The organism is Amycolatopsis sp. NBC_00348, assembly GCF_036114655.1.
Classification (GTDB): domain Bacteria; phylum Actinomycetota; class Actinomycetes; order Mycobacteriales; family Pseudonocardiaceae; genus Amycolatopsis.
Window position 1 is genome coordinate 786591 of sequence record NZ_CP107994.1, and the last position, 24619, is coordinate 811209.

At 68.5% G+C, this 24619-nt stretch carries 28 protein-coding genes, 1 tRNA gene and 1 pseudogene; 15 read left to right on the forward strand and 15 right to left on the reverse strand.

What is annotated here, in order from left to right; all coding sequences use genetic code 11:
• Nucleotides 1-24: 24 nt before the first annotated feature.
• Complete coding sequence (gene arsB, locus OHS58_RS03810; protein ID WP_328647150.1) at nucleotides 25-1110, forward strand: ACR3 family arsenite efflux transporter; 1086 nt, start codon at nucleotides 25-27, stop codon at nucleotides 1108-1110.
• Between the two features lie 78 nt (nucleotides 1111-1188).
• Entirely contained in the window at nucleotides 1189-1701 is a 513-nt protein-coding gene (locus tag OHS58_RS03815; RefSeq protein ID WP_328647151.1) for a DinB family protein, read from the forward strand.
• Here OHS58_RS03815 and OHS58_RS03820 read toward each other — a convergent pair.
• From OHS58_RS03820 to OHS58_RS03835, 4 genes are read right to left on the reverse strand one after another with little or no spacing between them, the layout of a single operon-like run.
• Entirely contained in the window at nucleotides 1691-2263 is a 573-nt protein-coding gene (locus OHS58_RS03820) for a M28 family metallopeptidase (protein WP_328647152.1), read from the reverse strand. The two genes, OHS58_RS03815 and OHS58_RS03820, sit on opposite strands and share 11 nt — an antisense overlap.
• Complete coding sequence (locus OHS58_RS03825; RefSeq protein WP_328647153.1) at nucleotides 2233-2853, reverse strand: hypothetical protein; 621 nt, start codon at nucleotides 2851-2853, stop codon at nucleotides 2233-2235. Before OHS58_RS03825 ends, OHS58_RS03820 begins: the two co-directional genes overlap by 31 nt.
• On the reverse strand, nucleotides 2850-3065 hold the full coding sequence (locus OHS58_RS03830; RefSeq protein ID WP_328647154.1) for a hypothetical protein: 216 nt from the start codon (nucleotides 3063-3065) through the stop codon (nucleotides 2850-2852). The genes OHS58_RS03825 and OHS58_RS03830 overlap by 4 nt, the downstream gene beginning before the upstream one ends.
• Before the next feature lie 26 nt (nucleotides 3066-3091).
• On the reverse strand, nucleotides 3092-3241 hold the full coding sequence (locus OHS58_RS03835; protein WP_328647155.1) for a hypothetical protein: 150 nt from the start codon (nucleotides 3239-3241) through the stop codon (nucleotides 3092-3094).
• A 106-nt stretch (nucleotides 3242-3347) separates the two neighbouring features.
• Between OHS58_RS03835 and OHS58_RS03840 the strand changes: the two genes are divergently transcribed.
• Nucleotides 3348-3686, forward strand: coding sequence for an ArsR/SmtB family transcription factor (locus OHS58_RS03840; protein ID WP_328647156.1), 339 nt, complete (start codon nucleotides 3348-3350; stop codon nucleotides 3684-3686).
• Here OHS58_RS03840 and OHS58_RS03845 read toward each other — a convergent pair.
• The 4 genes and pseudogenes from OHS58_RS03845 to OHS58_RS03860 all read right to left on the reverse strand — a co-directional run bounded on the left by OHS58_RS03845 (nucleotide 3683) and on the right by OHS58_RS03860 (nucleotide 8679).
• The gene (locus OHS58_RS03845; protein WP_328647157.1) at nucleotides 3683-4969 is read right to left on the reverse strand and encodes a hypothetical protein; all 1287 of its coding nucleotides are present in this window, start codon (nucleotides 4967-4969) and stop codon (nucleotides 3683-3685) included. The genes OHS58_RS03840 and OHS58_RS03845 overlap by 4 nt on opposite strands.
• A 65-nt stretch (nucleotides 4970-5034) precedes the next feature.
• Nucleotides 5035-6119: pseudogene (locus OHS58_RS03850) on the reverse strand (flavin-containing monooxygenase).
• Nucleotides 6116-7348, reverse strand: coding sequence for an MFS transporter (locus tag OHS58_RS03855; protein ID WP_328647158.1), 1233 nt, complete (start codon nucleotides 7346-7348; stop codon nucleotides 6116-6118). The pseudogene OHS58_RS03850 and the gene OHS58_RS03855 overlap by 4 nt, the downstream one beginning before the upstream one ends.
• Before the next feature lie 8 nt (nucleotides 7349-7356).
• Entirely contained in the window at nucleotides 7357-8679 is a 1323-nt protein-coding gene (locus tag OHS58_RS03860) for an FAD-dependent oxidoreductase (RefSeq protein WP_328647159.1), read from the reverse strand.
• Between the two features lie 98 nt (nucleotides 8680-8777).
• Between OHS58_RS03860 and OHS58_RS03865 the strand changes: the two genes are divergently transcribed.
• The 7 genes from OHS58_RS03865 (at nucleotide 8778) to OHS58_RS03895 (ending at nucleotide 13792) form a co-directional block, all read left to right on the forward strand.
• Nucleotides 8778-9617 (forward strand): helix-turn-helix domain-containing GNAT family N-acetyltransferase, encoded by an 840-nt coding sequence (locus tag OHS58_RS03865; RefSeq protein WP_328647160.1) that lies wholly within the window; start codon nucleotides 8778-8780, stop codon nucleotides 9615-9617.
• A 138-nt stretch (nucleotides 9618-9755) separates the two neighbouring features.
• A complete protein-coding gene (locus OHS58_RS03870) occupies nucleotides 9756-10526 on the forward strand; it encodes a MerR family transcriptional regulator (RefSeq protein WP_328647161.1) in 771 nt (256 codons plus the stop codon).
• Complete coding sequence (locus OHS58_RS03875) at nucleotides 10523-10840, forward strand: hypothetical protein (RefSeq protein WP_328647162.1); 318 nt, start codon at nucleotides 10523-10525, stop codon at nucleotides 10838-10840. Before OHS58_RS03870 ends, OHS58_RS03875 begins: the two co-directional genes overlap by 4 nt.
• Nucleotides 10841-10964: 124 nt before the next feature.
• Nucleotides 10965-11924: an arsenic resistance protein gene (locus OHS58_RS03880; protein WP_328649767.1), complete on the forward strand. Its 960-nt coding sequence runs from the start codon at nucleotides 10965-10967 to the stop codon at nucleotides 11922-11924.
• A gap of 268 nt (nucleotides 11925-12192) precedes the next feature.
• Nucleotides 12193-12519 (forward strand): hypothetical protein, encoded by a 327-nt coding sequence (locus OHS58_RS03885; RefSeq protein ID WP_328647163.1) that lies wholly within the window; start codon nucleotides 12193-12195, stop codon nucleotides 12517-12519.
• Nucleotides 12519-13412, forward strand: a complete 894-nt coding sequence (locus OHS58_RS03890; protein WP_328647164.1) for a phosphoadenosine phosphosulfate reductase — start codon at nucleotides 12519-12521, stop codon at nucleotides 13410-13412. The genes OHS58_RS03885 and OHS58_RS03890 overlap by 1 nt, the downstream gene beginning before the upstream one ends.
• A gap of 155 nt (nucleotides 13413-13567) precedes the next feature.
• Nucleotides 13568-13792, forward strand: a complete 225-nt coding sequence (locus tag OHS58_RS03895; RefSeq protein ID WP_328647165.1) for a hypothetical protein — start codon at nucleotides 13568-13570, stop codon at nucleotides 13790-13792.
• Between the two features lie 85 nt (nucleotides 13793-13877).
• Here OHS58_RS03895 and OHS58_RS03900 read toward each other — a convergent pair whose 3' ends face one another.
• Together OHS58_RS03900 and OHS58_RS03905 are read right to left on the reverse strand one after the other, a co-directional pair.
• The gene (locus OHS58_RS03900) at nucleotides 13878-14447 is read right to left on the reverse strand and encodes a hypothetical protein (protein WP_328647166.1); all 570 of its coding nucleotides are present in this window, start codon (nucleotides 14445-14447) and stop codon (nucleotides 13878-13880) included.
• Nucleotides 14448-14816: 369 nt separating this feature from the next.
• A complete protein-coding gene (locus OHS58_RS03905; protein ID WP_328647167.1) occupies nucleotides 14817-15584 on the reverse strand; it encodes a DUF4145 domain-containing protein in 768 nt (255 codons plus the stop codon).
• Nucleotides 15585-15775: 191 nt separating this feature from the next.
• Between OHS58_RS03905 and OHS58_RS03910 the strand changes: the two genes are divergently transcribed.
• From OHS58_RS03910 to OHS58_RS03920, 3 genes are all read left to right on the forward strand, one after another.
• A complete protein-coding gene (locus OHS58_RS03910; protein ID WP_328647168.1) occupies nucleotides 15776-17353 on the forward strand; it encodes a hypothetical protein in 1578 nt (525 codons plus the stop codon).
• A gap of 407 nt (nucleotides 17354-17760) precedes the next feature.
• Nucleotides 17761-17976 (forward strand): helix-turn-helix transcriptional regulator, encoded by a 216-nt coding sequence (locus OHS58_RS03915; RefSeq protein ID WP_328647169.1) that lies wholly within the window; start codon nucleotides 17761-17763, stop codon nucleotides 17974-17976.
• Nucleotides 17973-19364: a tyrosine-type recombinase/integrase gene (locus OHS58_RS03920; RefSeq protein WP_328647170.1), complete on the forward strand. Its 1392-nt coding sequence runs from the start codon at nucleotides 17973-17975 to the stop codon at nucleotides 19362-19364. Before OHS58_RS03915 ends, OHS58_RS03920 begins: the two co-directional genes overlap by 4 nt.
• A 155-nt stretch (nucleotides 19365-19519) precedes the next feature.
• Here OHS58_RS03920 and OHS58_RS03925 read toward each other — a convergent pair.
• Nucleotides 19520-19593: transfer RNA gene (locus OHS58_RS03925), tRNA-Leu, on the reverse strand.
• A gap of 174 nt (nucleotides 19594-19767) precedes the next feature.
• Between OHS58_RS03925 and OHS58_RS03930 the strand changes: the two genes are divergently transcribed.
• Nucleotides 19768-20382 (forward strand): ANTAR domain-containing response regulator, encoded by a 615-nt coding sequence (locus OHS58_RS03930; RefSeq protein WP_247054229.1) that lies wholly within the window; start codon nucleotides 19768-19770, stop codon nucleotides 20380-20382.
• Nucleotides 20383-20415: 33 nt separating this feature from the next.
• On the forward strand, nucleotides 20416-20955 hold the full coding sequence (locus tag OHS58_RS03935) for a DUF4352 domain-containing protein (RefSeq protein ID WP_328647171.1): 540 nt from the start codon (nucleotides 20416-20418) through the stop codon (nucleotides 20953-20955).
• 44 nt (nucleotides 20956-20999) lie between these two features.
• On the opposite strand, the gene OHS58_RS03940 is transcribed toward OHS58_RS03935, so the two are convergent.
• From OHS58_RS03940 to OHS58_RS03955, 4 genes are read right to left on the reverse strand one after another with little or no spacing between them, the layout of a single operon-like run.
• Nucleotides 21000-21713, reverse strand: coding sequence for an ABC transporter ATP-binding protein (locus tag OHS58_RS03940; RefSeq protein WP_247054225.1), 714 nt, complete (start codon nucleotides 21711-21713; stop codon nucleotides 21000-21002).
• Nucleotides 21703-22476 (reverse strand): ABC transporter ATP-binding protein, encoded by a 774-nt coding sequence (locus OHS58_RS03945; protein ID WP_326951259.1) that lies wholly within the window; start codon nucleotides 22474-22476, stop codon nucleotides 21703-21705. Before OHS58_RS03945 ends, OHS58_RS03940 begins: the two co-directional genes overlap by 11 nt.
• Nucleotides 22473-23600 carry a branched-chain amino acid ABC transporter permease gene (locus tag OHS58_RS03950; RefSeq protein ID WP_326951258.1) on the reverse strand — a complete coding sequence of 376 codons (1128 nt, stop codon included), beginning with the start codon at nucleotides 23598-23600 and terminating at the stop codon, nucleotides 22473-22475. Before OHS58_RS03950 ends, OHS58_RS03945 begins: the two co-directional genes overlap by 4 nt.
• The gene (locus OHS58_RS03955; protein ID WP_326951997.1) at nucleotides 23597-24559 is read right to left on the reverse strand and encodes a branched-chain amino acid ABC transporter permease; all 963 of its coding nucleotides are present in this window, start codon (nucleotides 24557-24559) and stop codon (nucleotides 23597-23599) included. Before OHS58_RS03955 ends, OHS58_RS03950 begins: the two co-directional genes overlap by 4 nt.
• Nucleotides 24560-24619: the final 60 nt, after the last annotated feature.

The window sequence follows — 24619 nt, forward strand, 5'->3', positions numbered from 1 at the left end:
TTTCCGACCCAGGAGGCCAGGTCCGTGACCCAGACCGCCGACAAGCCCACTGACGCCGACGTTCTGCACCGACTGTCCTTCCTGGACCGGTTCTTGCCCGTCTGGATCATCGCCGCGATGGCCGTAGGGCTGCTGCTCGGCAGCGTCATCCCCGGTCTGCAGGGTGTCCTGGAGGCAGTGAAGATCGGGCAGGTGTCGCTGCCGATCGCACTCGGCCTGCTGCTGATGATGTACCCGGTGCTGGCGAAGGTCCGCTACGACAAGCTCGACACCGTCACCCGCGACAAGCGCACCATGGTCCTGTCGCTGGTCCTGAACTGGGTCCTCGGCCCGGCGCTGATGTTCGCCCTGGCCTGGCTGCTGCTGCCGGACCTGCCGGAGTACCGGACCGGGCTGATCATCGTCGGTCTCGCCCGCTGCATCGCCATGGTGATCATCTGGAACGACCTCGCGTGCGGCGACCGCGAAGCCGCCGCCGTGCTGGTCGCGCTGAACTCGGTGTTCCAGGTGATCATGTTCGGTGTGCTCGGCTGGTTCTACCTGGACCTGCTGCCCGGCTGGCTCGGCCTCGACACGGCCAGTGTCAGCTTCTCGCCGTGGGAGATCGCCCTGAGCGTGGTCATCTTCCTCGGCATCCCACTCGCCGCCGGCTACCTGTCCCGGCGGATCGGGGAGCGCAGCAAGGGCCGCGACTGGTACGAGGGCAAGTTCCTGCCGAAGATCGGCCCGATCGCGCTGTACGGGCTGCTGTTCACGATCGTCGTGCTGTTCGCGCTGCAGGGCGAGACGATCACGTCTCGGCCGCTGGACGTCGCCCGGATCGCGCTGCCGCTGATGGCGTACTTCGCCATCATGTGGGGCGGCGGCTACCTGCTCGGCAAGGCCTCCGGCCTGTCGTACGCGCGGACGACGACGCTGGCGTTCACCGCTGCGGGCAACAACTTCGAGCTCGCGATCGCCGTCGCCATCGGCGTGTTCGGCGTGACCTCCGGTCAAGCCCTCGCCGGAGTGGTCGGGCCGCTGATCGAGGTGCCCGTGCTGGTCGGCCTCGTGTACGTCAGCCTCTGGCTGCGCAAGCGCTGGGTCGAGAAGACCCCGCGACTCAAGTGACCTCCTCGGGTCAGCTGGCTGAGGGCGGCTTCAGCTGGTCGGTGGGATGCTCGTCCGGGGCACCCGGAAGGTTGGGCGATGGACCGGCAGGCTGTGCACGAGCAGTGGGAACAGGACTGCGCGACGTTCCATGAGCTGGTGGCCGCTGCGACGACCACGGATCTGCGGCGCCGGTCGGACGGCACCCGGTGGACCAACCAGCAACTGTTGTTCCACCTGGTGTTCGGCTACCAGATCGTGCGCGCGCTGCTGGTTCTGGTCCGGGTGTTCGGGCGCCTTCCGGACCCGGTGAGCCGCGGGTTCGCCGCGACGCTGAACGCGGCGACGCGACCGTTCCACGTGATCAACTACCTCGGTTCCTGCGGAGGCGGCTTGATCGGACCCCAGCGGGCGGCCCGCTGGCTCGACCACATCATCGCCTCGCTTCACCGAAGCCTGGATCGGGCCGACGACGCGGCCCTGAGACGCGGGATGCACTATCCGCCTCGCTGGGACCCGTTCTTCCAGCCGTACATGACCCTCGCTGACCTCTACTGCTATCCGGCCCAGCATTTCGCCTTCCACCAGCGCCAGCTCACCCTCAGCCGGTAACCGGAGCCACCAGCTGTCGAACCGTGGCGACGACGAGCCGGGTCGCCGCGACGAGGGTGTCGGTCTCGACGCGGTCGGGTGTCTCGGCCGGGGTTTGGTAGCCGGGCATGCCCATCCCGATCCCGATCGCGGGCAGGCTGGCCGCGGCGTAGCGGCGGTTGTCCGACGCCATCGCCCCGGCCCGCAGCGGAACTCCGGTCTTGCGGCCGGCCTGGTCGAGCGCGGCTAGCAGCGCGTGGGCCGGACCTCCGGCTTCCACGGCTGCGGCGTCGCCGAGCTGGGCTGCGCCGTCGACGTTGATCACCACCGTGCCGGGCGTGACGGCCGGAGCGTGGTGAGCGGAGCCGCGCGCACCGGCTTCCTCCGCGTCGAGGAACGCCACCGCGAGCCCCGTGTCGTCCGGTATGGCCGGTGCGAGGAGACGGGCGGCTTCGAGAACAGCGGCGACGCCGGAGGCGTTGTCGGCCGCAGCGGGCAGCCGTTGGTCCGGATCGTCGCCGACGCCGTCGAAGTGCGCGGTGAGCAGGACGTTCAACCCCTCCGCGGCAGGTTCGCGCAGCACGCCGTGCACGTTCGAGCCGGTGACGTCGACCGTGCGCAGCGGGATCGACGCGGCGACCGTCGGCGCGTCGGCAGCTGCCGGTGCAGCTCGGTGCGGATCGCGAGAACCGGAAGGTTGCCGGGCGGCGGGCCGGCGATCATCTTCGGCATCCACCCGGCCTCGTCGGTCCCGCGCGGCACCAGCAGACCCACCGCGCCTTCGCGGGATGCTCGCGCCGAAACCCCCAGGTCCGGCGCGAGCACCCAAAGACCACCCAGCTCATCCGCGTCGGCGCGCACCAGCTCGCCGGTGGCCGGTGCGGGCAGGTCCGCAGACGCGAGGTGTTCCACGAAATCCCGGCGGTGCACCAGCGCCCGGCCATCCCAGGTGAGGTGAGGCGTGCGGTAGAGCTCCCGCACGCGGGGCACCGGGAACGCGTCGGTGGTGACCGTCGCGCCGATCGCCCGCAGCTGCTCGGCGAGCCAGGCGGCGGCCGTGCGGCCGCCCGTGGTGCCGACCCGTCGGCCGGTGAAGCGGTCCTCGGCGAGGGCGGTGACCGTGGTCCGCAGCCGGGCACTGGAGACGGCCGGCGCGGGGCGGGTCGTGGTCATCCGCAGCATCCGGCGCCGTCGGCGACTGCGTCGGCTTTGGCGGCCGGGTCGCAGCAGGCGCCGGCCGCGGTCGCGGCCTCGGTGGTGCCGCAGCACGTTGTCGCGGTCGCCGTGGCGGTGGCGGGTGCGGAGCCGCAACAGCCGCTGGAAGCGGGCGGGGTGAAGGCCTCGGCCGGGTCGCCGGCGAATCCGCCGATCGTCTCGTTGGTCATCGAAACTCCTTGTGGTGGTTGAGGTTTCAGAAGCGGGAGGACAGCTGCAGCGCTTGGGTGCGTGCCCGGTCGAGCAGGGCGTCGGCGCGGCACTGGCCGGTGCAGACCTGCGCGCAGGGCTCGCAGAACTCCACCGTCGTGGCGGTGCGGAAGAGGCGTCGGATCAGCGTGATCATGAGAGCAACCTATCTAGATGTCCATCTAATCAACGTGCCTCAGTTTGCCGCCGGAATAGATGGATGTCAATATAGACAGGTGGCTAAACAGAGGATTGAGTTGCCGGTGATCTCCGACGGGTGCTGCGCACCGCTGGTCGCCGCACCACTGTCCGCCGAGCAGGCGGTCGACCTGGCCAAGGCGTTCAAGGCCTTGGGCGACCCGGTGCGCCTGCGGTTGCTGTCGCTGATCACCTCGGCTGAGGGCGAGAGCTGCGTCTGCGACCTGACCGCGGCGTTCGACCTCACCGGGCCGACCATCTCCCACCACCTGAAGGTCCTGCGCGAAGCCGGCCTGGTCGACAGCGAGCGCCGCGGGACCTGGGTGTACTACCGGCCTCGTGTGAAGGACCTCGGGCAGCTCAGCGCCCTGCTGGCGGCTCCAGGGCTCGCGCCGGCGCCCTAGTTCGCGGACGCCGGCGGCACGGCGGCCTGCGCGACCAACGCACGCATCTGCTCCACCAGTTCGGGCGAATGTTCGGGGTCGCCCCACAACGCCGACGTACTGGTATCCCACAGCCGTCCGGACACGGTGCTGGGCGTGAGCATCACACTGACAGTGGAGTGCTCCCACTCCCCGACGGCTGCGCCGAAGTCGCAGTGCAACAGGTTCGTGCGAATGGTCAACGCTTCCTTGGCCAGGTCGGACCGTTCGGAGGCGACCAGGAATACCAGCGGCGTGAACTCGCCGGGGTTGGGGATCACTGTCCGGCTGTGGATCAGCGTTCCAGGTCCTGTGTGCCGGGCGACGGAGTCCATGAAGCGGATGAGCGTGGCGCCGAGCTCGGTCCGCCGTTCCACCGCCAGCCCGTCGATCGCGGCCAGCATGAGGAGCCGGTCCGGCTCCTGCTCGGCCGGAATCGGCGTGTTCGCGATGTCCTCCATGATCATGCGCAGCATGACGTGTGCCGGCCGATCATCGTCTCCGGCGGGTGTCAGGGGCGCGCGGGAACTGGAGATGATCGATGCATCCTTAGCACCCATGAGAGCCGTGACCGAGGGGTGCACCGGATCGGGCTCGGCGGCGATGTCGGCAAGGGCGTACTCGTGGTAGTGGCGTGGTTCGTCGCCCAGTTCAACGACGTCGCCGGCGCGTGCCGCGCGCAGGAGGTAGGCGAGCACGTGCCGCGTCGAGCGCAGGTGGTCGAACAGGAACTCCCAGTCCCGACGCAGCAGGACGATCGCGGGAACTTCGGTCGGGGTAGGCGGTGGCACGAAGCCGCGTGGCGGGTCGGCGTGATCGACGATGACCACGGTCAGCCAGGTGTAGTCCTTGCCGTCCACCGGCACCGTACGGCCGCGAGCGTTGGTCATGTTCGCGCTCGCGAGCTTCAGGAGGCGGACCGTTCCACTACCCTGCTTCAGCGCCTTCGTGACGTTCTTGCCCAGCCAGGACAGTTCGCGCTCGACGTTGTCTGTGGGATCGGTGCGGCTCTTGGACTGGATCACGGCCGCCTGGTCGCCGACGAGCAAGAGCCCGTCGCCGAGTTCACGCACGCCGGACCCGACGCGCTGCTGCTCAGGCAGGAACACGAAGTCCGGCAGGCCCCACGTCGCTGCCGCGTCGCGGATGGCGTCCTCTGCCGCATAGCCCTGGGTTTCGCCATCCGACAACGGTGAGACGTCCGGGACGCGACGAATCGCGGTGCCGGAATCTGTCTCGATCACCAGCGTGAGTGACTCAGCCACAATGCCTTCTTCCGCCGTTCAGGCATGCATCGCACCACGAGCTCGCCGAGTCCGCTACCGGATTCCTACTGAGCGCAGGCCGGCTGGCAGCACCTCGCACGGGCGGCGCCGCGGCTGATCGGCAGCCGCTTGGCGACGTACTCGGCGTCCCGGCCGACGCCGCGCAGGGTCGCCGAGGCGAAGCTGCGCTGCCATTCCAGCCCGACGTAGCCGAGCCCGGAATGAGTGGTGGACAGGCCGCGGTCGTGACGCGGTCGTCCGTTGGCGTCCAGTGCGCCGATCGGGTCCAGGTAGGACAGTCCCGATTGGAAGCCGGTGGCCAGCAGAATGGTGTCGACGGTCTCGCGTTTCCCGTCCTGCCACACGACGTCGCCGCCCTCGATGCTGGTGAACATGCGCCGCTGGTCCGGGCGTCCGGCGTTCACGGCGGCGCGGTAGCGGCCGGGGTCGTTGACTGGGGAGGTCGGCGGGGTGCGCAGCAGGTGCCCGATCGGGAGGTGGTCGAACCCGACTGCGGCGGACCAGAAGTGCACGTCGCGCCCGAGTGGCCGCTGGGGCGCGAACTTGATCGGCGTGCGGGTGGCGAGGGTGACCTGGGCGTGCTCGGCGAGTTCGGTGGCGATCTGGACCGCGGAGTTCCCGGCGCCGACCACGACGATCCGCTGCCCGGCAAACGGGCTCGGCTCGCGATAGTCGCTGCTGTGCAGGACGGTGCCGGTGAACGTGTCCAGGCCGGGAAGCGCGGGCCGGTGCGGTCGGGAGAATCCGCCGCTGGCGGCGATCACGACCGGTGCGGTCAGCGTCGCGTCGGTGGTGTGGACGGTGAACGCGCCGTCCTCTCGGGCGACCGCGTCGACCCGGTGGTGGGTGCGGATGTCGGCGTCGAGGCAGCCGGCGTAGGTGCGGAGGTAGTCGATGACCTCGTCGCGGTGTGGGTAGCGCTCGGGGTCGCCGGGGAAGGGCAGGCCGGGCAGGCTGCTGTAGCGGGCGGGGGAGAAGAGGGTGAGGCTGTCGTAGTAGCGCGGCCGGAGCCGACCGGTTCGGCGCCGGCTTCGAGGACGACGGGTTGCAGGCCGTGGGTGCGCAGGGCGCGGGCGGCGGTGAGGCCGGCCTGGCCGCCGCCGATGACGATCGCGTCGTGCTCGCTCATGTGGTTCTCCCAGTCGAGGTTCGGGGGTTGCTGGCCATGGCCAGCGCGGCGGCCGCGATGTTGACTGTGGCGAGAACGAGGAAGGCGTGGGCGTGGCCACCGAGCACGCCGGCGAACGCGGCGCCCGCGAACGGAGCGAGCGCCATGGTGATGGTCATCGGCGCGGACATGAGCCCGTTGAGCCGTCCGTAGTGGACAGCGCCCCAGCGATCGGTGATCGCGGTGGCCTGCAGCAGCGTGAACACCCCGCGGGCCATCCCCGCCACGACCGCCGCGGCGATCAGCGCGACGACCGAGGTCAAGACCGACAGCAGCGCGGTGGTGACCGAGGTGGCGAGCAGGATGACGGCGGTGCGGGCGCGGACGCTGGTGCGCCGCGACAGAGTGGCGTACCCGAGGCGGCCGAGGACCTGCCCGGCGCCGCCGAGACCGAGCGCGACCGCGGCGATCCCGGGGCTGACACCGCGTTCGGTCAGCAGCGGCACCAGGTTCACCACGACGGCGAACGCCGAGAACGTCGCCAGGCTCAGCGCGACCACCAGGACCAGGAACGCGCCGCTGCGGGCGATCCGCCGCGGATCGCTGTGCTCGGCGTGCTCCGCCAGCGGCGGCCCAACTTCCGGCCACGGACCTTTCAATCCCCATGCGTGCAACGGGATGGTGATCGCCGCCAAGACGACGGCGAGCACGAGGTAGGTGTGGCGCCAGTCCAAGTGCGCGGCCAGGAGTGCGGTGACTGGCGCGAACACGGTGCTCGCCAGGCCGCCGGCGAGGGTGAGGACGGTCAAGGCCGAGATCCGGCGCGGCCCGTACCAGCGGGTTAGCGCGGCGAACGCCGGCGGATACAGCACCCCGCTCATCGCCACCCCGGCCACCGCCCACCCGATGACGAACCACACGAGGTTCTGCGCCGTCGCCACCGCGACCACCGCCAGCACGCCCAGGATCGAGCCGGTGGTCATCACCGCGCGGGGCCCGCGCCGGTCCAGCCACCGCCCGACCGGGATCCCCGCCACCGCCGTGACGAGCTGCGCGCCGGAGAGCGCCGCGACCACCGCCGTCGTCGGCCACCCGGTCGCGCGGGCGATGTCAGGTGCGAGCACCGGGAACGCGTAGTAGAGGATCCCCCAGCTGGTGATCTGGGTGACGCACAAGATCGCGAGCACCCGGCGCAGCCCGGACTTGCTCAAGGTCTCCGGCTGCGCCGAGGCGCCGGTGCTCGCCGACACCGGCCGGTTCAGTGCGACGCGGCCGGCGGCGCCGACAGTGTCAGCATCTCCGGCTCGGGGGCGCCGCAGCAGCCGCCGGCGGAGGGCGCGGCTTCGTCGAACAGTCCGGCGCCGCCGCAGACGCCGGTCTCGGCCATGATCAGCTCGACCCGGGCGGCGGCCTCGTGGTCCCCGGCGAGGGCGGCGGCGATACTGCGGACCTGCTCGTAGCCGGTCTGGGCGAGGAACGTCGGCGCGCGGCCGTAGCTCTTCATCCCGGCCAGGTAGAAGTTCCGCTCGGGGTGTGACAGCTCCTTCGCGCCGTGCGGGTAGACGGTGCCGCAGGAGTGCACGTTCGGGTCTACCAGCGGCGCCAGCGCGACCGGTGCCTGCAGCGTCGGGTCCAGCTCCAGCCGGATCTCCGACAACCACCCCAGCTCAGGCCGGAACCCGGTCAGCGCGATGACCTCGTCAACCGCCTCGATGCGCGCGCCGACTGCCGACACCAGGGCGAGCTGCCCGTCTTCGGTCCGCTCGATGGCTTCGGTGCGGAACCCGGTCACGACCGTGACGAGTCCGGCGTCGACCGCCTCCTTCGCGCGCAGTCCGAGCGCGCCGCGGGCGGGCAGTTGGTCGGCCTCGCCGCCGCCGAAGGTGTCGCCGATCCCGCCGCGGCGCAGCACCCAGCTGATCCGCGTCCCGGCGTCACCGAGCCCGGCCAGTGCGACCAGCGCGGTCAACGCCGAATGCCCGCTGCCCGCGATGACCACGTGCTTGCCCGCGTATCGCGCGCGCTCGGCTGCGAGGTCCGGAACCCGGTAGGAGACCCGGTCGACTGCGGCGCGCTCACCGATCGCGGGCAACCCTTCGCCGCCGAGCGGGTTCGGGGTCGTCCACGTGCCCGACGCGTCGACCACGGCGCGGGCCAGAACCCGTTCCTCGCCGTCGGCGGTGTGGAGGTGCACCGAGAACGGCTCGTCGTCGCGGCCGCTGTCGACGATCCGATCCCGGCCTCGCCGAGCGACGCCGACGACCTCGGTCCCGAACCGCACGTGCTCGCCGAGCGCGGCGGCCAGTGGACGCAGGTACGTCTCGGCCCATTCGCGACCGGTCGGGTAGGCGCTGCCGTCCGGCCGGACCCAGCCGGTCGGCTCGAGCAGCCGCGCTGCCGCCGGGTCGACCAGCTCCGACCAGGGCGAGAAGAGCCGGACGTGGTTCCACTCGGCGACGGCAGCGCCGGCCTGCTCGCCCTGCTCGAGCACCAGCGGCTCGAGTCCGCGTTCCAGCAGCTGCGCAGCCGCGGCCAAGCCCACGGGTCCCGCTCCGACCACAACGACGGGCAACTCGTCCATCCCCGGCACCTTTCATCGATTCAGATCGATTAATAAGGCGAGAGTATCGATGTGGATCGATGGATGCAACCATCGATCCCAGTCGATACACTGACGGCATGCCGATCGCCCTGCCCCAGGCCCAGGTGCTGCCCGCCGCGGAAGCGGACACCTACGCCGACTGGTTCGCCTGCCTCGCTGAACCTGTCCGCGTCCGGTTGCTGCACGCCGTCGCCACTACGCCGAAGGGCATCACCGTCGGCGCGCTCACCGAGATCCTCGGCACCAGCCAGTCCACGACGTCCCACCACGTCCGCAAGCTCGCCGACGTCGGGTTCGTGCACCTGGAGAAGGTCGGCGCCGCCACCGTCGTCACCGTCAACCAGGCGTGCTGCGCCGGTCTCCCGCACGCTGCAGACGCCGTCATGGGTTTGCTCGCCCCGCGCCCGTGCTGCCCGGATGACGTGCCCGCCGATGTGGCCGTCCGGGCGCTGGAGCCGGCGGACTGGGCGTCGGTGCGGCGCATCTACGGCGAAGGCATCGCCACCGGCATCGCGACCTTCGAAACCACCGTCCCCAGTCGTACCCAACTCGACGCGAAATGGCTTCCCGGACACCGCTGGGTCGCCGAGCGTGAGGGCCAGGTCGTCGGCTGGGCCGCCGCGACGCCCATCTCCACTCGCGACTGCTACTCCGGTGTTGCCGAGACGTCGGTCTACGTCGCCGACGGCCAGCGAGGCCGCGGCGTCGGAAAAGCGTTGCTGCGCAAGCAGGTCATGGCCGCCGACGAGGACGGCCTGTGGACCTTGCAGACGTCGATCTTCACCGAGAACCGCGCGAGTCTGGCACTGCACCACGCCGCCGGCTACCGCACAGTCGGCGTCCGTGAACGCATCGCCCAGCGCGATGGAGCCTGGCAGGACACCATCTTCCTCGAGCGCCGCAGCCCAGTCTCCTAGACGCCGACTGCGGAGAGGGACAGTGAGTGTGGCCGCGCACCAAACTCGCCGTCTCTGTGCTGTCGCGGCTGGTTTCCGCCGAGGGCCGGTGGATTTGGGCTTGACCTTCGAGTCGAGTCGAAGGTTTAGGTTCGAAGCGTGACCAGTTTGCGGATCTCCCAGCTCGCCGCCAGGACCGGTGTTCCGGCGACGACGCTGCGGTTCTATGAAACAGCCGGGCTGCTGCCGGCCGAGCGCACCGGCTCCGGCTACCGGGTCTACGGCGAGGACGCCGTGGCGCGGCTGGAGTTCATCTCCTCGGCGAAGGTGCTGGGACTCCCGCTGGAGGAGATCCGGGAACTGCTCGGGGTGTGGGAGCAGGGAGTGTGCGCGGCGGTGCGAGAGCGGATGCTGCCGCTGGTCGCCGACCGCATCGCCGACGCCGATCGCCGACGAGCCGAGCTCGCCGCGTTCTCCGCCCGGCTGACCGGGGTGCACGAGCGGCTGTCGCAACCGGCTCCCGCCGGTGCCTGCGGCCCGGACTGCGGATGCGTCACCGCGAACGCGCCCGGCCCGGTTCCCCTGACGCTCTCGCCTGCCCGCACGGAGGACATCCCTGCCGAGCCATGGCGGGAAGCGCCGGTGGCGTGCACGCTCGACGGCGCCCAGCTCGGGCAGCGGACCGCACGGTGGCAGCAGATCACCCGCCGTGCCATCGGCCGCCGCGACATCGCCGGCGGCATCCAGCTGACGTTCCCGGCGACAGCGGAGCTGGCCGCCGAGGTCGCCGCGCTCGCCGCGGCCGAGCAGGACTGCTGCGCGTTCTTCGACTTCACCTTGCACCTGACACCGGCGGCGCTGGAGCTGATCGTGCGCGCGCCCGACACCGCCGGAACACTGCTCGCCGATCTGTTCGGTGTGAACGCATGACCACACCGAACCCTCGCCCGGCTCGCACCTGGGCCCGGCTCGCCGGTGCCGCCGCCGTGGTCGCGGCCTGCGCGGTGTGTTGCGCCGGACCGTTGCTGGTGCTGCTCGGCGGCCTCGGCGTCGGCTCGATGGTGGGGGCGATCTGGGATCCGGCGCTGGCCTTGCTCGCCGCCGCTGCTGTCGTGGCGATCTTCGTGGTCCGTTGGCGCCGCCGGGTCGCGGCGTGTGCCAGTAATCCCGGTCCGGTCGAGCTGGGGTTGCCCGCCGTCGGCGCGGACACCGGCGAGCCTGCCCCGCCCCATCTCGGCGGATGATCGATTCGTCGACGGACGGGTCGGCTGTGTCCTGAGAGGATGGTGACTCGCGAGGGGCGCAGTGAGGGGTACGGACAGGAGCTTTCAGGGAGTGGCGCAGCAACCGCAGGGTCTGGTCGAGCGGATGGAACGCCACCAGGTCGTGGTTTACCTCGCGGCGATGGTGGCCGGCGGGCTGCTGGGCTGGGCGTGGTCGGCGGCGGGACCGGGCCTGGCGCACGCCATCAACCCGGTGCTGGGCGCGCTGCTGTATGTGACGTTCCTCCAGGTCCCCGCGGCCGAACTGGTGCGCTCACTGGGCGATGGTCGGTTCCTCTCCGCGACGCTGGTGGTCAACTTCGTCGTGGTACCGCTGGTCGTCGCGGCGATGTTCGTGTTTCTGCCCGCCGAGCAGGCCATCCGGATCGGGGTGCTGCTGGTGCTGCTGTGCCCGTGCGTGGACTACGTGATCGTATTCAGCGGCCTGGCCGGGGGCAGCAATCGGCGCCTGCTGGCCGCCACCCCGCTGCTGCTGGTCGCGCAGATGGTGCTGCTGCCGCTGTTTCTCTACCTGTTCATGGGATCGGAGCTGGCCGACATCGTCGAGATCGGCCCGTTCGTCGAGGCGTTCGTGGTGCTGATCGTGATCCCGCTCGCCCTGGCCTGGGCCACCCAGGCATGGGCGGCCCGCGCCGCCGCCGGGCGCACCGTGTCCGCGGCGGCGAGCACTACGATGGTGCCGCTGATGGCCGCGACCCTCCTGATCGTCGTGGCGTCCCAGGTCCCGAAGCTGGGCGGCAACCTCGCCGACGTGGCCGCCGTCATCCCCTTCTACGTCGCGTTCCTGGTGGTCATGGCGTTCGTGGGCTGGGCGGTTGCCCGCACGTTCCGGCTCGACGTTCCGGCCGCGCGGGCGGTGGTGTTCACCGGCGCGACCCGCAACTCCCTGGTCGTGCTGCCCCTGGCTCTCGCGCTGCCCGACCGGCTGTCCCTCGCCGCGGCCGTCGTCGTCGCCCAGACCTTGGTCGAGGTGCTCGGCATGGTCGCCTACGTCCGCCTTGTCCCTCGGCTCATCCCCGCCCACGCGGACTCCGCCGCACGCTGAGTTCACCGCGCCGTCGCGCCAAGAGAGGTGTCGCACCCGTCGGCGAACCGGGTCCGGCCGGTCACACCTGCTGGTCTTCACCCGGCAGCAGGAGGGGCGTCTCGTGGCCGGCGGGCGTGCAGGACGGTCCGGCGTCGTCTGGGGAAGATGCCTCGGCATGGCTGAGCAGTGCGTGGCGTAGGCCGGCGACCGAGGGGGCGCCGGACATTCCCCCGTCGGGGGTCGAGGTAGAGGCGGCAGGACAGGCTCGGGCTGCTGCACCGCCACCGTGCTGGCCAAGGTCGCCGCCGAACGTGCCCGCCAGGACGCGCTGTGGGGCGAGCAGAACCACCCCGACGGCACCGGCCCCGACGTCGAGCTGACCGGGCTCCTGCGCCGCGCCGCCGACGCCGCTCACACCGCGAGGTTTACCACCGAGATGGCCCGCGCCGAAGGCCGCCTCACCTGGCTGCACATCCTGCGCGAAGAGGTCTACGAAGGCTTCGCCGAACACGACGTCGCCGCACTGGCCGACGAGTTGGTCCAGGTCGCCGCCACTGCGGTCTGCTGGGCCGAGGCGATCGAACGCCGCACCCGGCGGACGGGACGTGGCTGATGCGGTGCCTGTCCTACGGCGGGGGCCAGCAGTCGACCGCACTGCTGGTGCTGGCCGCAACGGGCCGGCTCGCGCTGGACGCGGTGTTGTTCGCCAACGTCGGCGACGACTCCGAGCATCCCGGCACGCTCGCCTACGTCCGCGACATCGCCACTCCGTGGGCAGCCGAGCACGGCATCACCGTCACCACCCTGGACCGGCATCGCCGCGACGGCACCGTGGAGACGCTGCTGGGGCGGCTGACCCGACCGGGATCGCGGTCGCTGCCGATCCCAGTGCGGATGTCCAACGGCGCGCCCGGCACGCGCTCCTGCACGGCGGACTTCAAGATTCGCGTGATCGGCAAGTGGCTCAAAGCCCACGGTGCGACCGCCGAAGACCCGGCCACCGTGGCGATCGGGATCAGCCCGGAAGAGATCCACCGCGCCAACACCCGCCGGGTCGAGCCCTACGAACGGATCATCTACCCGCTGCTGGATCTCGGGATGCGTCGGGCCGAGTGCGCCACGCTGATCGCCGCGCAGCCGCTGTCGACGGCGATGGCCGAACGTGCCCGCGCCACCGTCGACGGCCAGCATCCGGACGTGCGGCGCCAGCTGGTCCGCAGCGGCTTCACTCGCCTTCCGGTGCCGCCGAAGTCCTCGTGCTGGTTCTGCCCGTTCCATCGGCTCACGACCTGGGCCGTGATGCGGGCCGAGGAGCCCGAGCTGTTCGAGAAGTCGTGCGAGCTGGAAGACCTGCTCAACGACCGGCGCGCCGTCTTGGGCAAGGACCCGGTCTACCTGACCCGCACCGGCCGGCCACTGCGGCGGGCCATCGACCCCGGTGTGCAGCTGCTGCCCTTCGGCGACGACGGCGACGGCAGCTGTGACTCCGGCTGGTGCATGACTTAGAGGGGCGAGACCGCCAATGATCATCACCATCTACCTCGGGTTCGGCGGGTTCGGCGGGGACACCACCGGCGTGCTGGCCGTATCCGGCACCGAAGGCGTCCTGGCCGCCAACCACAACCCGACACGATCGCCACCCGCGCCCTCGACCACCCCGGATGGACCACTACGAAGGCGACATCGCCAAAGCCGACATCGGCAAGTTCCCCCGTGTCGACTTTCTGGTCATCGCCGTCGTGTCCGCCGCGAACGGATGGCTGCGAACAGAACCGGGACTTCGACCAGTCACCCCTTCCGCTCACGCTCACGGCTATCCCAAAATCAGGAAATTTTATTCACAAAATATCCTATCACTCCGCCAATCAGAAGTGATGCAACACTAGACGCTATAGTGATAGCCAGATCATCGCGTTTGCGTTTCCAAATGGCGGCAGGTTCGCTCGCGTTTTTGTGAACAGCTGACTTCGTTCAAATTTTGCGAATGCTACCCAAAGAACAGTCGGCGTCGCGATTATGCCAACAGTCAAGAGGATGGCGGCAACTGGAGCATTCATGAGCCACCGAGGTGTCGCCGACTGGCCTGCCGTGGCAGCGAGGGGCTCCGATAGTTAGAGAAACGACCCCCAAGCCTAACAATAAAATCCATCTAGCACCCGGATCGGCCGGGTGATACCAGGGAACAATTCTACTTCGACAGTGTTGCTTGGCGAGAAAACTAATCTGACGAACACTCGCCTTTACTCGCGGATCTCCTTCGGTATAGCTAAGACTACTCCCACTGCTTCCGAATCTTACTTCAAGAAGCCCGTCACCGTGCTTAATTTCAATTGAATCAATCTTGTCATTCTTAATTTCTTCCAGATCTGCTATCCGGTCGAGAGAATATTCGGATCCCGCAATTTCCACCTTGATTTTAATGGGCTTACTGGATGGCACTTCTTGGACCCAGAAGCCGATCTCTTCGATATCCTCTAGCCACATTTTCACTGAAGTTAAACGGCCGTGCACCTCAGCCGAATGCGTCTTTTTAACGGCCATGGAACCCCTTCATGATCCGGAAACGTGGAAGGGAGTCTACGCCGCCGAACGGAGCAGGCGAGGCAAGACTCGCTCGATAACTGGCGAGGCAGAGGCGCTAACTGCGTTGCACTACAGCCTGATGGAGGAAACGCCATGGCCAGCACACCCGCACAAGCCCGGTCGCTGTGGCCGCTGGGCAACACGGGGCGACCGCGGCTGCGCATCGGTGAAGACCCGGACGCCATCCGGATCCTGACCGGCGCGCTGGACGACCGGATCATCCCGAACACCTACGTGTCCGAGGGCGCCCCGGTGGTGGTGGAGGAAATCTCCGGCGCCACCGAGGACACCGAAGCATACCTTGACCGATCGCGCAGGCTGTCGAACTCACGGACCGGGCGGCGTCACCGACGGAGGAGCAGAGGGCGTCCTAGCAGCGCGAGAGCGTGTGATCTTCGCAGGCATGACGTAGAGATAATCAAGCATCGAGATGAGCAGGCGGGCAAGCTCGGCGGCTTCCTCGCCAGAAACCGGCGCCAGCGTGCTGGGATGAGCGCCGGCGTTGCCGATCAGCCGAATATGGTCTGCCCAGTCCGCTAGTGTCGGCTGGAGGTCGCCGTCAGTGGCCATCTGTTTAAGTTGCGCTGCCAGGTTGTTCTTACCTTTGGCTGCGGAAGAACCCTTGTCTGCAACAATCTCGGCGAGGACGCCTCGAAACATCACGACAGCGGCCCGAGGTGCCTGGACAGCTAGGCAGCGCGTTCCCTCAGCCATTGCGTCACCGACCGCAGCGGGCACGTCCTGATTGGCCGGCTGCATCCCAGGTGAGGGCCACCAATGGATACCCCGCCATTGAATAGTCCCGCTGTTCAGGCCTTCCTGCCATCGTTTCCCGCCGACGAACTCCTCTTCAAGGACGACGACATTCTGGCCGCAACCCATACAGGTCAACACAGATATGCGTTCGACGTGATCGCGTGCGACGGTCTGGGGTCCGATCTGCACAGTGTGGTCCAGAAGAGTCACCGGCAGGGGGTGACCGAAGGTTTTGAAGTTGCTCAGCCGCTCACACCGCGGGCACGGACCGAACCGTTCCGTCGAATCGGGGAGCGCGTCGTCAGGCTTCGGTGGAAGAACCCCAGCTTGTGTCGACATAACGGCCTCCCTGCCGAGCCTGGTTCCGACGTAGTCAGCTTAAACCAGCGCCAACACCGTCGTTCGCCTGCCACGCCCTAGCACCTGCGAAGGCCTGACGCTTTGTTCTGACTGCCCTCGACGTGGGACCCAGCCAACTACAGAAACCCGCCTTAGGCGGTATGCAAACCCGCACGATGGAAGGGAACGCCATGGCCAGCTCACCCGCACAAGCCCGGTCGCTGTGGCCGCTGGGCAACACGGGGCGACCGCGGCTGCGCATCGGTGAAGACCCGGACGCCATCCGGATCCTGACCGGCGCGCTGGACGACCGGATCATCCCGAACACCTACGGGTCCGAGGGCGCCCCGGTGGTGGTGGAGGAAATCTCCGGCGCCACCGAGGACACCGAGGCCGGGGATGCCGACGTGGCGTTGCCCATCATCGCCTCGGTCCTCAAACCGCCGCTGATGGCGTCGCTGCTGGCCGAGCACGCCGAAGTGCTCGACGTCCGCCGTGACGGGAAAGAGGTGGAGACCACGCCGAACGCGACCGTGCTCAACGCGGTGCTGTCGCGGCGGTCGTGGCCGAAGCTGCCGGTGCTGCACCGGATCATCTCCACCCCGGTGCTGCGCCGCGACGGGACGCTTCTGCAGAACCCCGGCTACGACCCGGCGACTGGGTTCTACCTGGCCGGCAACCAGCACCTCGGCCGCGTCCCGGAGCAGCCCACCGCGGCCGAGGTCGCCGAAGCGCGGGAGTTCCTGCTCGAACGGTTCCTGGCCGACTTCCCATGGCGCAGTCCCGCGGACCGCGCCAACTACCTCGCGATGCTGGTCACGCCGCTGATCCGACCGTACACGCGGGCGTTGTCGCCGTTCGGGATGATCGAGGCGTCGATGCCCGGGTCGGGCAAGACGATCCTGGCCGGCTGCGTCGGGCTGCTGGTCGGGCAGCGCGTGTTGACCTGGACGGATTCGGAGGATGAGCTGCGCAAGGCCATCACCACGGTGCTGGCCGACAGCGTCGGGGTGATCGTGTTCGACAACCTGGCCGAGGGCGCCATGGTGAACTCCGCCGTGCTGGCCCGGCTGGTGACCGAACGGAACTGGTCGGATCGCCGGCTGGGCACCAACGCCGCGGCGAACTTCATCAACGACCGGTTGTGGCTGGCCACCGGCAACAACCTGCGCACCGGCGGGGACATGGCGTCCCGCTCGGTGTGGGTGCGCCTCGACCCGAACTGCCCACGCCCCGAGGCCCGCACGGGGTTCACAATCCCGAACCTGGACTCCTGGATCCTCGACCCGGTCAACCGCGCCGCCGTGCTGCGCCACGTGCTGATCATGATTCTGGATTGGACGAACAATGGCGCTCCGACGGCGGACTCAGTGCCGCAGATGCGGCAGTTCACGCCGTGGGCGCGGCACCTCGGGGGGTTCCTGGAGCACCACCAGGTCGGCGGGTTCCTCAGCAACGCCGATGCGGTGCGGGAGCTGGACGAGGAGGACGGCGAGTGGCGCGCGTTCCTGATGGCCTGGGACGACGTGCACGGCGATGTCCGGGTGACCTCGCAGCAGCTGCGCCAGTCCGGCGAGCCGACGGCGGGGACCGACCCGTGGGCCGGAACGTTCCCGACCGACCGGCACGGCAAGCCGCTCACAGTGAAGTCGCTGGGCTGGCGGCTGCGGGGCCAGATAGATCGCTGGCATGGCGACGTCGTGTTACGCAGCGCGACCGACAAGCACCTCAACAGCAAGCTGTGGTGGGTGGAGCGGCAGACGTCGTAAGAGATCAGGCGGAGAAAAACCCGCAAAACCCGCAAAACCCGCAAGGTCAAGTCTGTAGGGCTGTGACCAGGTGAAAGAGGCTGGCAGAAGGAGGCGGGTTTCTCGGGTTCGAGCCGATCGGGAAACCCGCAAAACCCGCAAACCCGCGGGTTTCTCGGAGGTCACCGGAGAAACCCGCACCAAAACCCGCAAGCAACCCCGCAGGTCAGAGGCCATTTCGCGGGTTTGCGGGTTTTGCGGGTTTCTTCGGCGCCCCGCCGCCCCCCGCCACAAACCCGCCGCTCTCAGTTCGTCACCTCTCTGCCAGCAAGAGAACTGACCCGCTACGCAAGGTCACATAACGGCCTCGACCCTCCACGTCGAGCCGATCTCGTCATGCCCGCTCGTCGGGCGCTTGGAGGCAAGCCATGGCGCACCAGCGCACCACCAACTCAAGCCCGCGGCAACTCCTGACGATTGCCGAAGTCTGCGAAGAGCTCAACGAGATCGCCCGCTCCACCTTCTACGAATGGCGTGCCAAGAACCGCGCCCCTAAGTGCATCAAGCTCCCGAACGGCGAAATCCGTGTCCGCCGCTCCGACCTTGAGCACTGGCTCGACAGCCGCACCGAGGAGGCCGCGTGAGCGATATCAGCTACGACGTCAAGATCTGGAACATCGAAACACGTGCGGGAACGCGGAAGACTTCATACCGCGTGACCTGGTTCGTGGCAGGGGAGCGGTTCGACGAGAAGGCGGGCACCTACGCCCTGGCCGACAGCTTCCGCTCGGACCTGGTCGCAGCTGCTCGACGAGGTGAGGGGTTCGACCGCGTCCGCGGGCTTCCGATATCCAAGCTACGTAATGAGTCGGACATGCCGTTCTTCGCATTCGCCTGCAAGTACGTCGACATGAAGTGGCCGCGTGCTGCTGGGAAGTCGCGTGCTGGCAACGCTGACGCCCTCGCATCAGCATTGCCAGCAATGTTGTCGACAACGCGCGGCAAGCCCGAAGACAGGGTTCTTCGTCGCGCCTTGACCGGGTGGGCTTTCAACACGAAGAGGCGAGATACCCCGAAGCCTGCCGAGATCGAGCGGGCACTGAAGTGGCTGCAGGCGAACACCCTTCCCGTGTCGCGGATGGATGACACGGCCAAGCTTCGAGAGGTCCTAGACCAGATCTCCCTCAAGCTCGACGGGAAGCAGGCCGCCGCCAAGACCGTCAACCGCAAACGCGCGGTGATCTACAACGCGCTGGAGTACGCCGAGGAGTTGAAACTGATCAGGACTAACCGACTGTCCGAAGTGAAGTGGACGGCGCCGAAGTCCGTGCGCGCGATCGACAAGCGTGTAGTCATCAACCCTGCTCAAGGGAGGACGCTGCTGGCGGCCGTCGCGGCGCAGAAGGTGGACAGCGCACCGCGGCGATCGTCCGGGCCGATGCTCAAGGCCTTCTTCGCGGTGATGTACTACTCGGCTTTGCGGCCGGAAGAGGCGGCCATGCTACGTCGTCGGGACCTGCAGCTACCGGAAAGCGGCTGGGGTGAGCTGCTGCTGTCGGAGGCCGCGCCGATCACCGGTGCTGCGTGGACTGACTCGGGTGAGCGACGTGACCGCCGACAGCTCAAGCAGCGCGGCAAGGGGGAGGTGCGGGCCGTGCCGTCTCCGCCGCCTCTCACGGTGATCCTCCACAAGCACCTGAATAACCTCGGGACAGCTGCGGACGGTCGGCTGTTCCGGAACCTCACCGGCGGGGATCTCGCGGAGTCGACCATTGCCCGGGTGTGGGATAGAGCGCGCCACGCGGCGCTCACCGAGGACGAGTACGCCTCGCCGCTCGCGAGGCGGCCCTACGACCTCCGGCACGCGTGTGTGTCGACCTGGCTGGCGGCCGGCGTGCCATCGACGCAGTGCGCGGAGTGGGCCGGGCACTCGGTCGCCGTTCTCCACCAGATCTACGCCAAGGTCATCGCCGGTTTGGAGTCTGCTGCTCACCAGCGGATCGAGCGGGCGCTCGACTGGCACGGCGAGTAGGCCCCGGAGGCCCTGATCGCGCCAGAACTTGCTGGCGTATTGGGGGTGGACACTCGTAATCAGCCGCTTCTGGCTGGACACAGCCGGACACAACGGGACAGGCCCCGCACCTGTTTTGCCTGGTCGCGGGGCCTGTTTCTGCTGGTGGGAGTGCGTGCCCCCGGTGAGATTCGAACTCACACTGGACGGGTTTTGAATCCGTTGCCTCTGCCAGTTGGGCTACGGGGGCTTGGCATGGTGACTCTACGGGATCACCGCACGCGGGGCGTGGTCGGGGGCGGGGTGTCGCGCTGGCCACTACGTGGTGAACGCCATCTCTTCAACTGGATCGTTCCCGGTAGGCTTCAGGCTTCGCGGAACGCCGCGAAACCGAACGTTCCGCCGAGTCTTCAGGAGGACCCCGGTGACCGATCAGGCTACCGAGGCCAACGGTGCCGCCACCGTGCCGCAGCGTCGGGTGCTCGTTGCGGAGGACGAGGCGCTCATCCGGCTGGACCTCGTCGAAATGCTGCGTGAAGAGGGTTACGAGGTCGTCGGTGAGGCAGGGGATGGCGAACAGGCCATCGCGCTGGCCACCGATCTCAAACCAGACCTCGTGATCCTCGATGTCAAGATGCCCAAGCTCGATGGCATCGAGGCCGCGTCGAAGATCACCGGCGATCGGATCGCGCCCGTCGTGATCCTGACCGCCTTCAGCCAGCGTGACCTCGTCGAACGGGCGCGGGACGCGGGCACCATGGCCTACCTCGTCAAGCCGTTCGCGAAGCGTGACCTCGTGCCGGCCATCGAGCTCGCCGTCAGCCGGTTCTCCGAGCTGCAGGCCCTCGAAGCGGAGGTCGCCGGCCTCACCGACCGGCTCGAGACGCGGAAGGTCATCGACCGCGCCAAGGGCCTGCTGATGAGCCGGCAGGGCTTGACCGAGCCGGATGCCTTCCGGTGGATCCAGCGCACCGCGATGGACCGCCGGACCACGATGAAGGCCGTCGCCGAGGCGGTCGTGGAGAGCATCGGGACCTAGATACGACGGCGGCCGGCAGGCAGAATCACGTGAGTGAAACTCCGCCTGCCGGCCTTCGTCGTCCTGGGACTGGTGCTGGGACTGACGGTGGGCTGCACCGCCGCTGAGCCGAGCACGCCCGCGCCGACGACCTACGAGCTGCCGCCGCGTCAGGTGCGGCCCGACGAGACCGCGCTCAAGGTGCCGCCCGCGAAGAACGGCGACACCGAGTTCGACTTGATCGGCTTCGCCGCGGGGCTGCCCAGCATCACCGGCAGCCACACCGAAATGCCCGCCAAGGGCCAGTACGTGCGGCTGCGGCTCGTCGTGACCAACACCGGCACCTCGAGCGTCCTGTTCGACGCGATGCGCCAGCTGCTCGTCGACGACCAGGGCGCCACCCACCCGCCGGACGAGCAGGCCATGCTGATCAAGCGCCAGCCCGCCCAGTTCGACCTCGGGCACAGCGTGCGCGTCGAGTTCGACCTCTACTGGGACATCCCGAAGGACCGGAAGCCGGTGAGCGTCAGGGCCTTCGGCGGCCCCACCATCACCGACATGAAGAACGTCAACGGCACTGACATCAAGCTATGAGAAAGGGCCCGGTCGCGAAGACCGGGCCCTTCTCGGAACAGCTGTCAGACGCCGAGGTCGCCACCGAGGTAGGCGGCCCGCACCTTCGGGTCGTTCAGCAGGTCGGCCCCGCGGGCGCTCTGGACCACACGGCCCGTCTCGAGCACGTACGCGCGGTCCGACAGCTTCAGCGCCTGCTGGGCGTTCTGCTCGACCAGCAGCACCGTGGTGCCGCGCTTGTTGATCTCGCGGATGATGTCGAAGATCTGCGCGATCAGCATCGGCGCCAGGCCCATCGACGGCTCGTCGAGCAGCAACACCTTGGGCTTCGTCATCAGCGCGCGGCCGATGGCGATCATCTGCTGCTCGCCGCCCGACATCGTGCCGCCGAACTGCGTCTTGCGCTCGTTGAGCCGGGGGAACAGCTCGTAGACCTCGTCGAGGTCGCCCTGGAGCTCGTCCTTGCGGGTGTAGGCACCCATCAGGAGGTTCTCCTGCACCGTCATGCCGGGGAACACGCCCCGGCCTTCCGGAGACTGGCCGATCCCGAGCAGCACGCGCTTGTGCCCCGGGGTCTTCGAGATGTCCTGGCCGTTGAACACGATCCGGCCGCTGGTCAGCGGGCGGAGGCCGGAGATCGTCTTGAGCGTCGTGGTCTTGCCGGCGCCGTTGGCGCCGATGAGGGAGACGATCTCACCCTCGTCGACCTGGATGCTCATGCCCTTGAGGGCGGCGATCTTCCCGTAGTGGACGTTGATGTCCTCGACCTCAAGAAGCATCTTCGGACACCCCCAGATACGCCTCGATCACCTTCTGGTTGTTCTGCACCTCGTGCGGCAGCCCTTCTGCGATCTTCTGGCCGAAGTCCAGCACGGCCAGCCGGTCGCTGATGTGCATGACCAGGCCCATGTCGTGCTCGATCAGCAGCACGGTGCGGCCGTCGTCGCGGATCTTGCGGATCAGCTCCTGCAGGGCGATCTTCTCCGCCGGGTTCATGCCCGCGGCCGGTTCGTCGAGCAGCAGCAGCTTCGGGTCGGTCGCGAGCGCCCGGGCGATCTCCAGCCGGCGCTGGTCGCCGTAGGAGAGGTTCTTCGCGACGTGGTGCTCGACCCGGCCGATGCCGACGAAGTCGAGCAGCTCACGCGCCCGGTCCCGGCCGTGCTTCTCTTCCTTGCGGTGCGTCGGCAGGCCGAGCACCGCGCCGATCGCGCCAGTCTTGTGGTGCGCGTCCGCGCCCACCATGACGTTCTCCAGTGCCGACATGTTGTGGAACAGCCGGATGTTCTGGAACGTCCGGGCGACGCCGCGCTTGGCGACCTTGAACCGCTTCATGCCGTCGATGCGATCGCCGTCGAAGCGGACCTCGCCCTCGGTCGGCGAGTAGACGCCGGTGACCACGTTGAACACCGTGGTCTTGCCGGCGCCGTTCGGGCCGATGAGGGCGAAGATCTCGCCCTCGTTGATGCTGATGTTCACCTCGCGCAGGGCGGTGACGCCGCCGAACCGCATGGTCACGTTGTCGAACTGGAGCAAGGGGCTCACTTGGTCACCTCCGCCGACGCCTCGGAGTCGGGGCCGGCCACTTCGGCACCCATCGCGCCCATGCCGCCGGTTCCTTCCCGTAGTTCGGCCTTCCGCTGCCGGGACGGCAGGATGCCTTCCGGCCGCAGCGCCATCATCAGCACCAGCACGGCGCCGAAGACGAAGATGCGGTAGTCGGCGAAGTCCCGGAACCGCTCGGGCAGCCACGCGACGACGAACGCGCCGAGGATGACGCCCGGCAGGTTGCCCGCCCCGCCCAGCACGACCGCGGCCAGGATGGTCGCGGACAGGATGAACGGGAAGTTGTTCGGCTCGACGAAGACCGCCTTGCTCGCGTAGATCGTGCCGGCGAAGCCACCGATCATGGCGCCGATGGCGAAGGCGAGCAGCTTGAACTTGAACGTCGGCACGCCCATCAGCTCGGCCGCGTCCTCGTCCTCGCGGATCGCCGCCCACGCCCGCCCGACGCGGCTCTTGTTGAGCCGGATCGAGAAGACGACGACGAGCACGATCGCGAACAGCATCAGGTAGTAGTACGGCGCCGGGTCGAGGAAGAACTCCATGCCGAACAGCGGCTCCGGGTGCGGGACGTTCGTGATGCCGCGCGCGCCGCCGATGGCGTCGGTGTTGTTCGCGGTGATCCGGACGATCTCACCGAAGCCCAGCGTGACGATCGCCAGGTAGTCACCCCGTAGCCGTAGTGTCGGGGCGCCGAGGATGACGCCGGACACCGAGGCCAGGAAGATGCCGAGTACCACCGTTGGCCAGAACGACCAGCCGTACTTCGTCCCGATCGCCGCCCACGTGTAGGCGCCGATCGCGAAGAACGCGACGTACCCGAGGTCCAGCATGCCGGCGTGGCCGACCACGATGTTGAGGCCGACCGCCAGCAGGATGTACGTCCCGATCGGGAAGATCAGGACCGTCGTCCAGTCCGAGTCCGGGGACATGAACGAGCCGATCCACGGCGCGGGCAGGATCAACGCGAACACGATCACCAGCAGGTAGACGCCGTAGCGCTGCCACTGGGGCGCGTCGGCCCACCAGTCCCGGGTGCCGTCGATCGGGTGGAACCCCCGGCGGGCCGGCGATTCGTTTCCGTCTACCACTTCGTCGCCTTTCATACGCGTGCCCGCTGCAGCGATTCACCGAGAATGCCGGTGGGCCGGAACATGAGCACGAGCACCAGGATCACGAAAGCGGTGACGTCCTTCCAGGCCGAGCCCAGGAAGATGGAGCTCCAGTTCTCGACCAGGCCCAGCACGATCCCGCCCAGCAGGGCGCCGCGCAGGTTGCCGATACCGCCGAGCACGGCGGCGGTGAACGCCTTGATGCCGAGCAGGAACCCGATGCGGTAGTCGGTGTTCTCGTATTCCATGACGAACAGGGCGGCGGCGACGCCGGCCATGGCCCCGCCGAGCAGGAAGGTGATGCGGACGATCCGGTCGATGCTCACGCCCATCAGGACGGCGGCCTCGGGGTCCTGCGCGGTGGCGCGGATACCGCGGCCGATCCGGGTGCGGCGCACCAGCTGGTCGAGCACGACCATCACGATGACCGCGCCGATGATGACGAAGACGTGGTCGGTGCGCACGACGCCGTTGCCGATGCGGAACAGTTCCTCGTGCGGGATGAACCGGGGCGCGGACTGCTGCACGCGGCCGGACTTGCCGAAGACGTCCGGGATGACGATGAGCGCGAACAGCTCCTGCAGGAACAGCGACGCGCCGATGGCCGAGATCAGGGCGGCGAGCCGGGTCGCGCCCTTCTTGCGCAGCGGCCGGTAGGCGACCTGCTCCAGCACGATCGCCGAACCGCCCGACACGAGCGCCGAGACGACGATGAGCAGGACCAGGATGCCGATCATCGAGAAGATCGTGAACGGCGCCGCCGGCGCGATCGTGATGAGGATGAACAGGGACGTCATCGTCCCGATCATGAAAATTTCGGAGTGCGCGAAGTTGATCAGCCGCAGCACGCCGTAGACCATCGTGTAGCCCAGGGCGATGAGCGCGTAGATGGAGCCGGCTACCAGGCCGCCGATGGTGCTGCCCAGAAACTGGCTCTGCAGATCTTGGAACATGACGTAGTTGCCTTACCTGACGGGGCGAGGATGGTCGCCACATTGGCGGAGAGCGGGGGT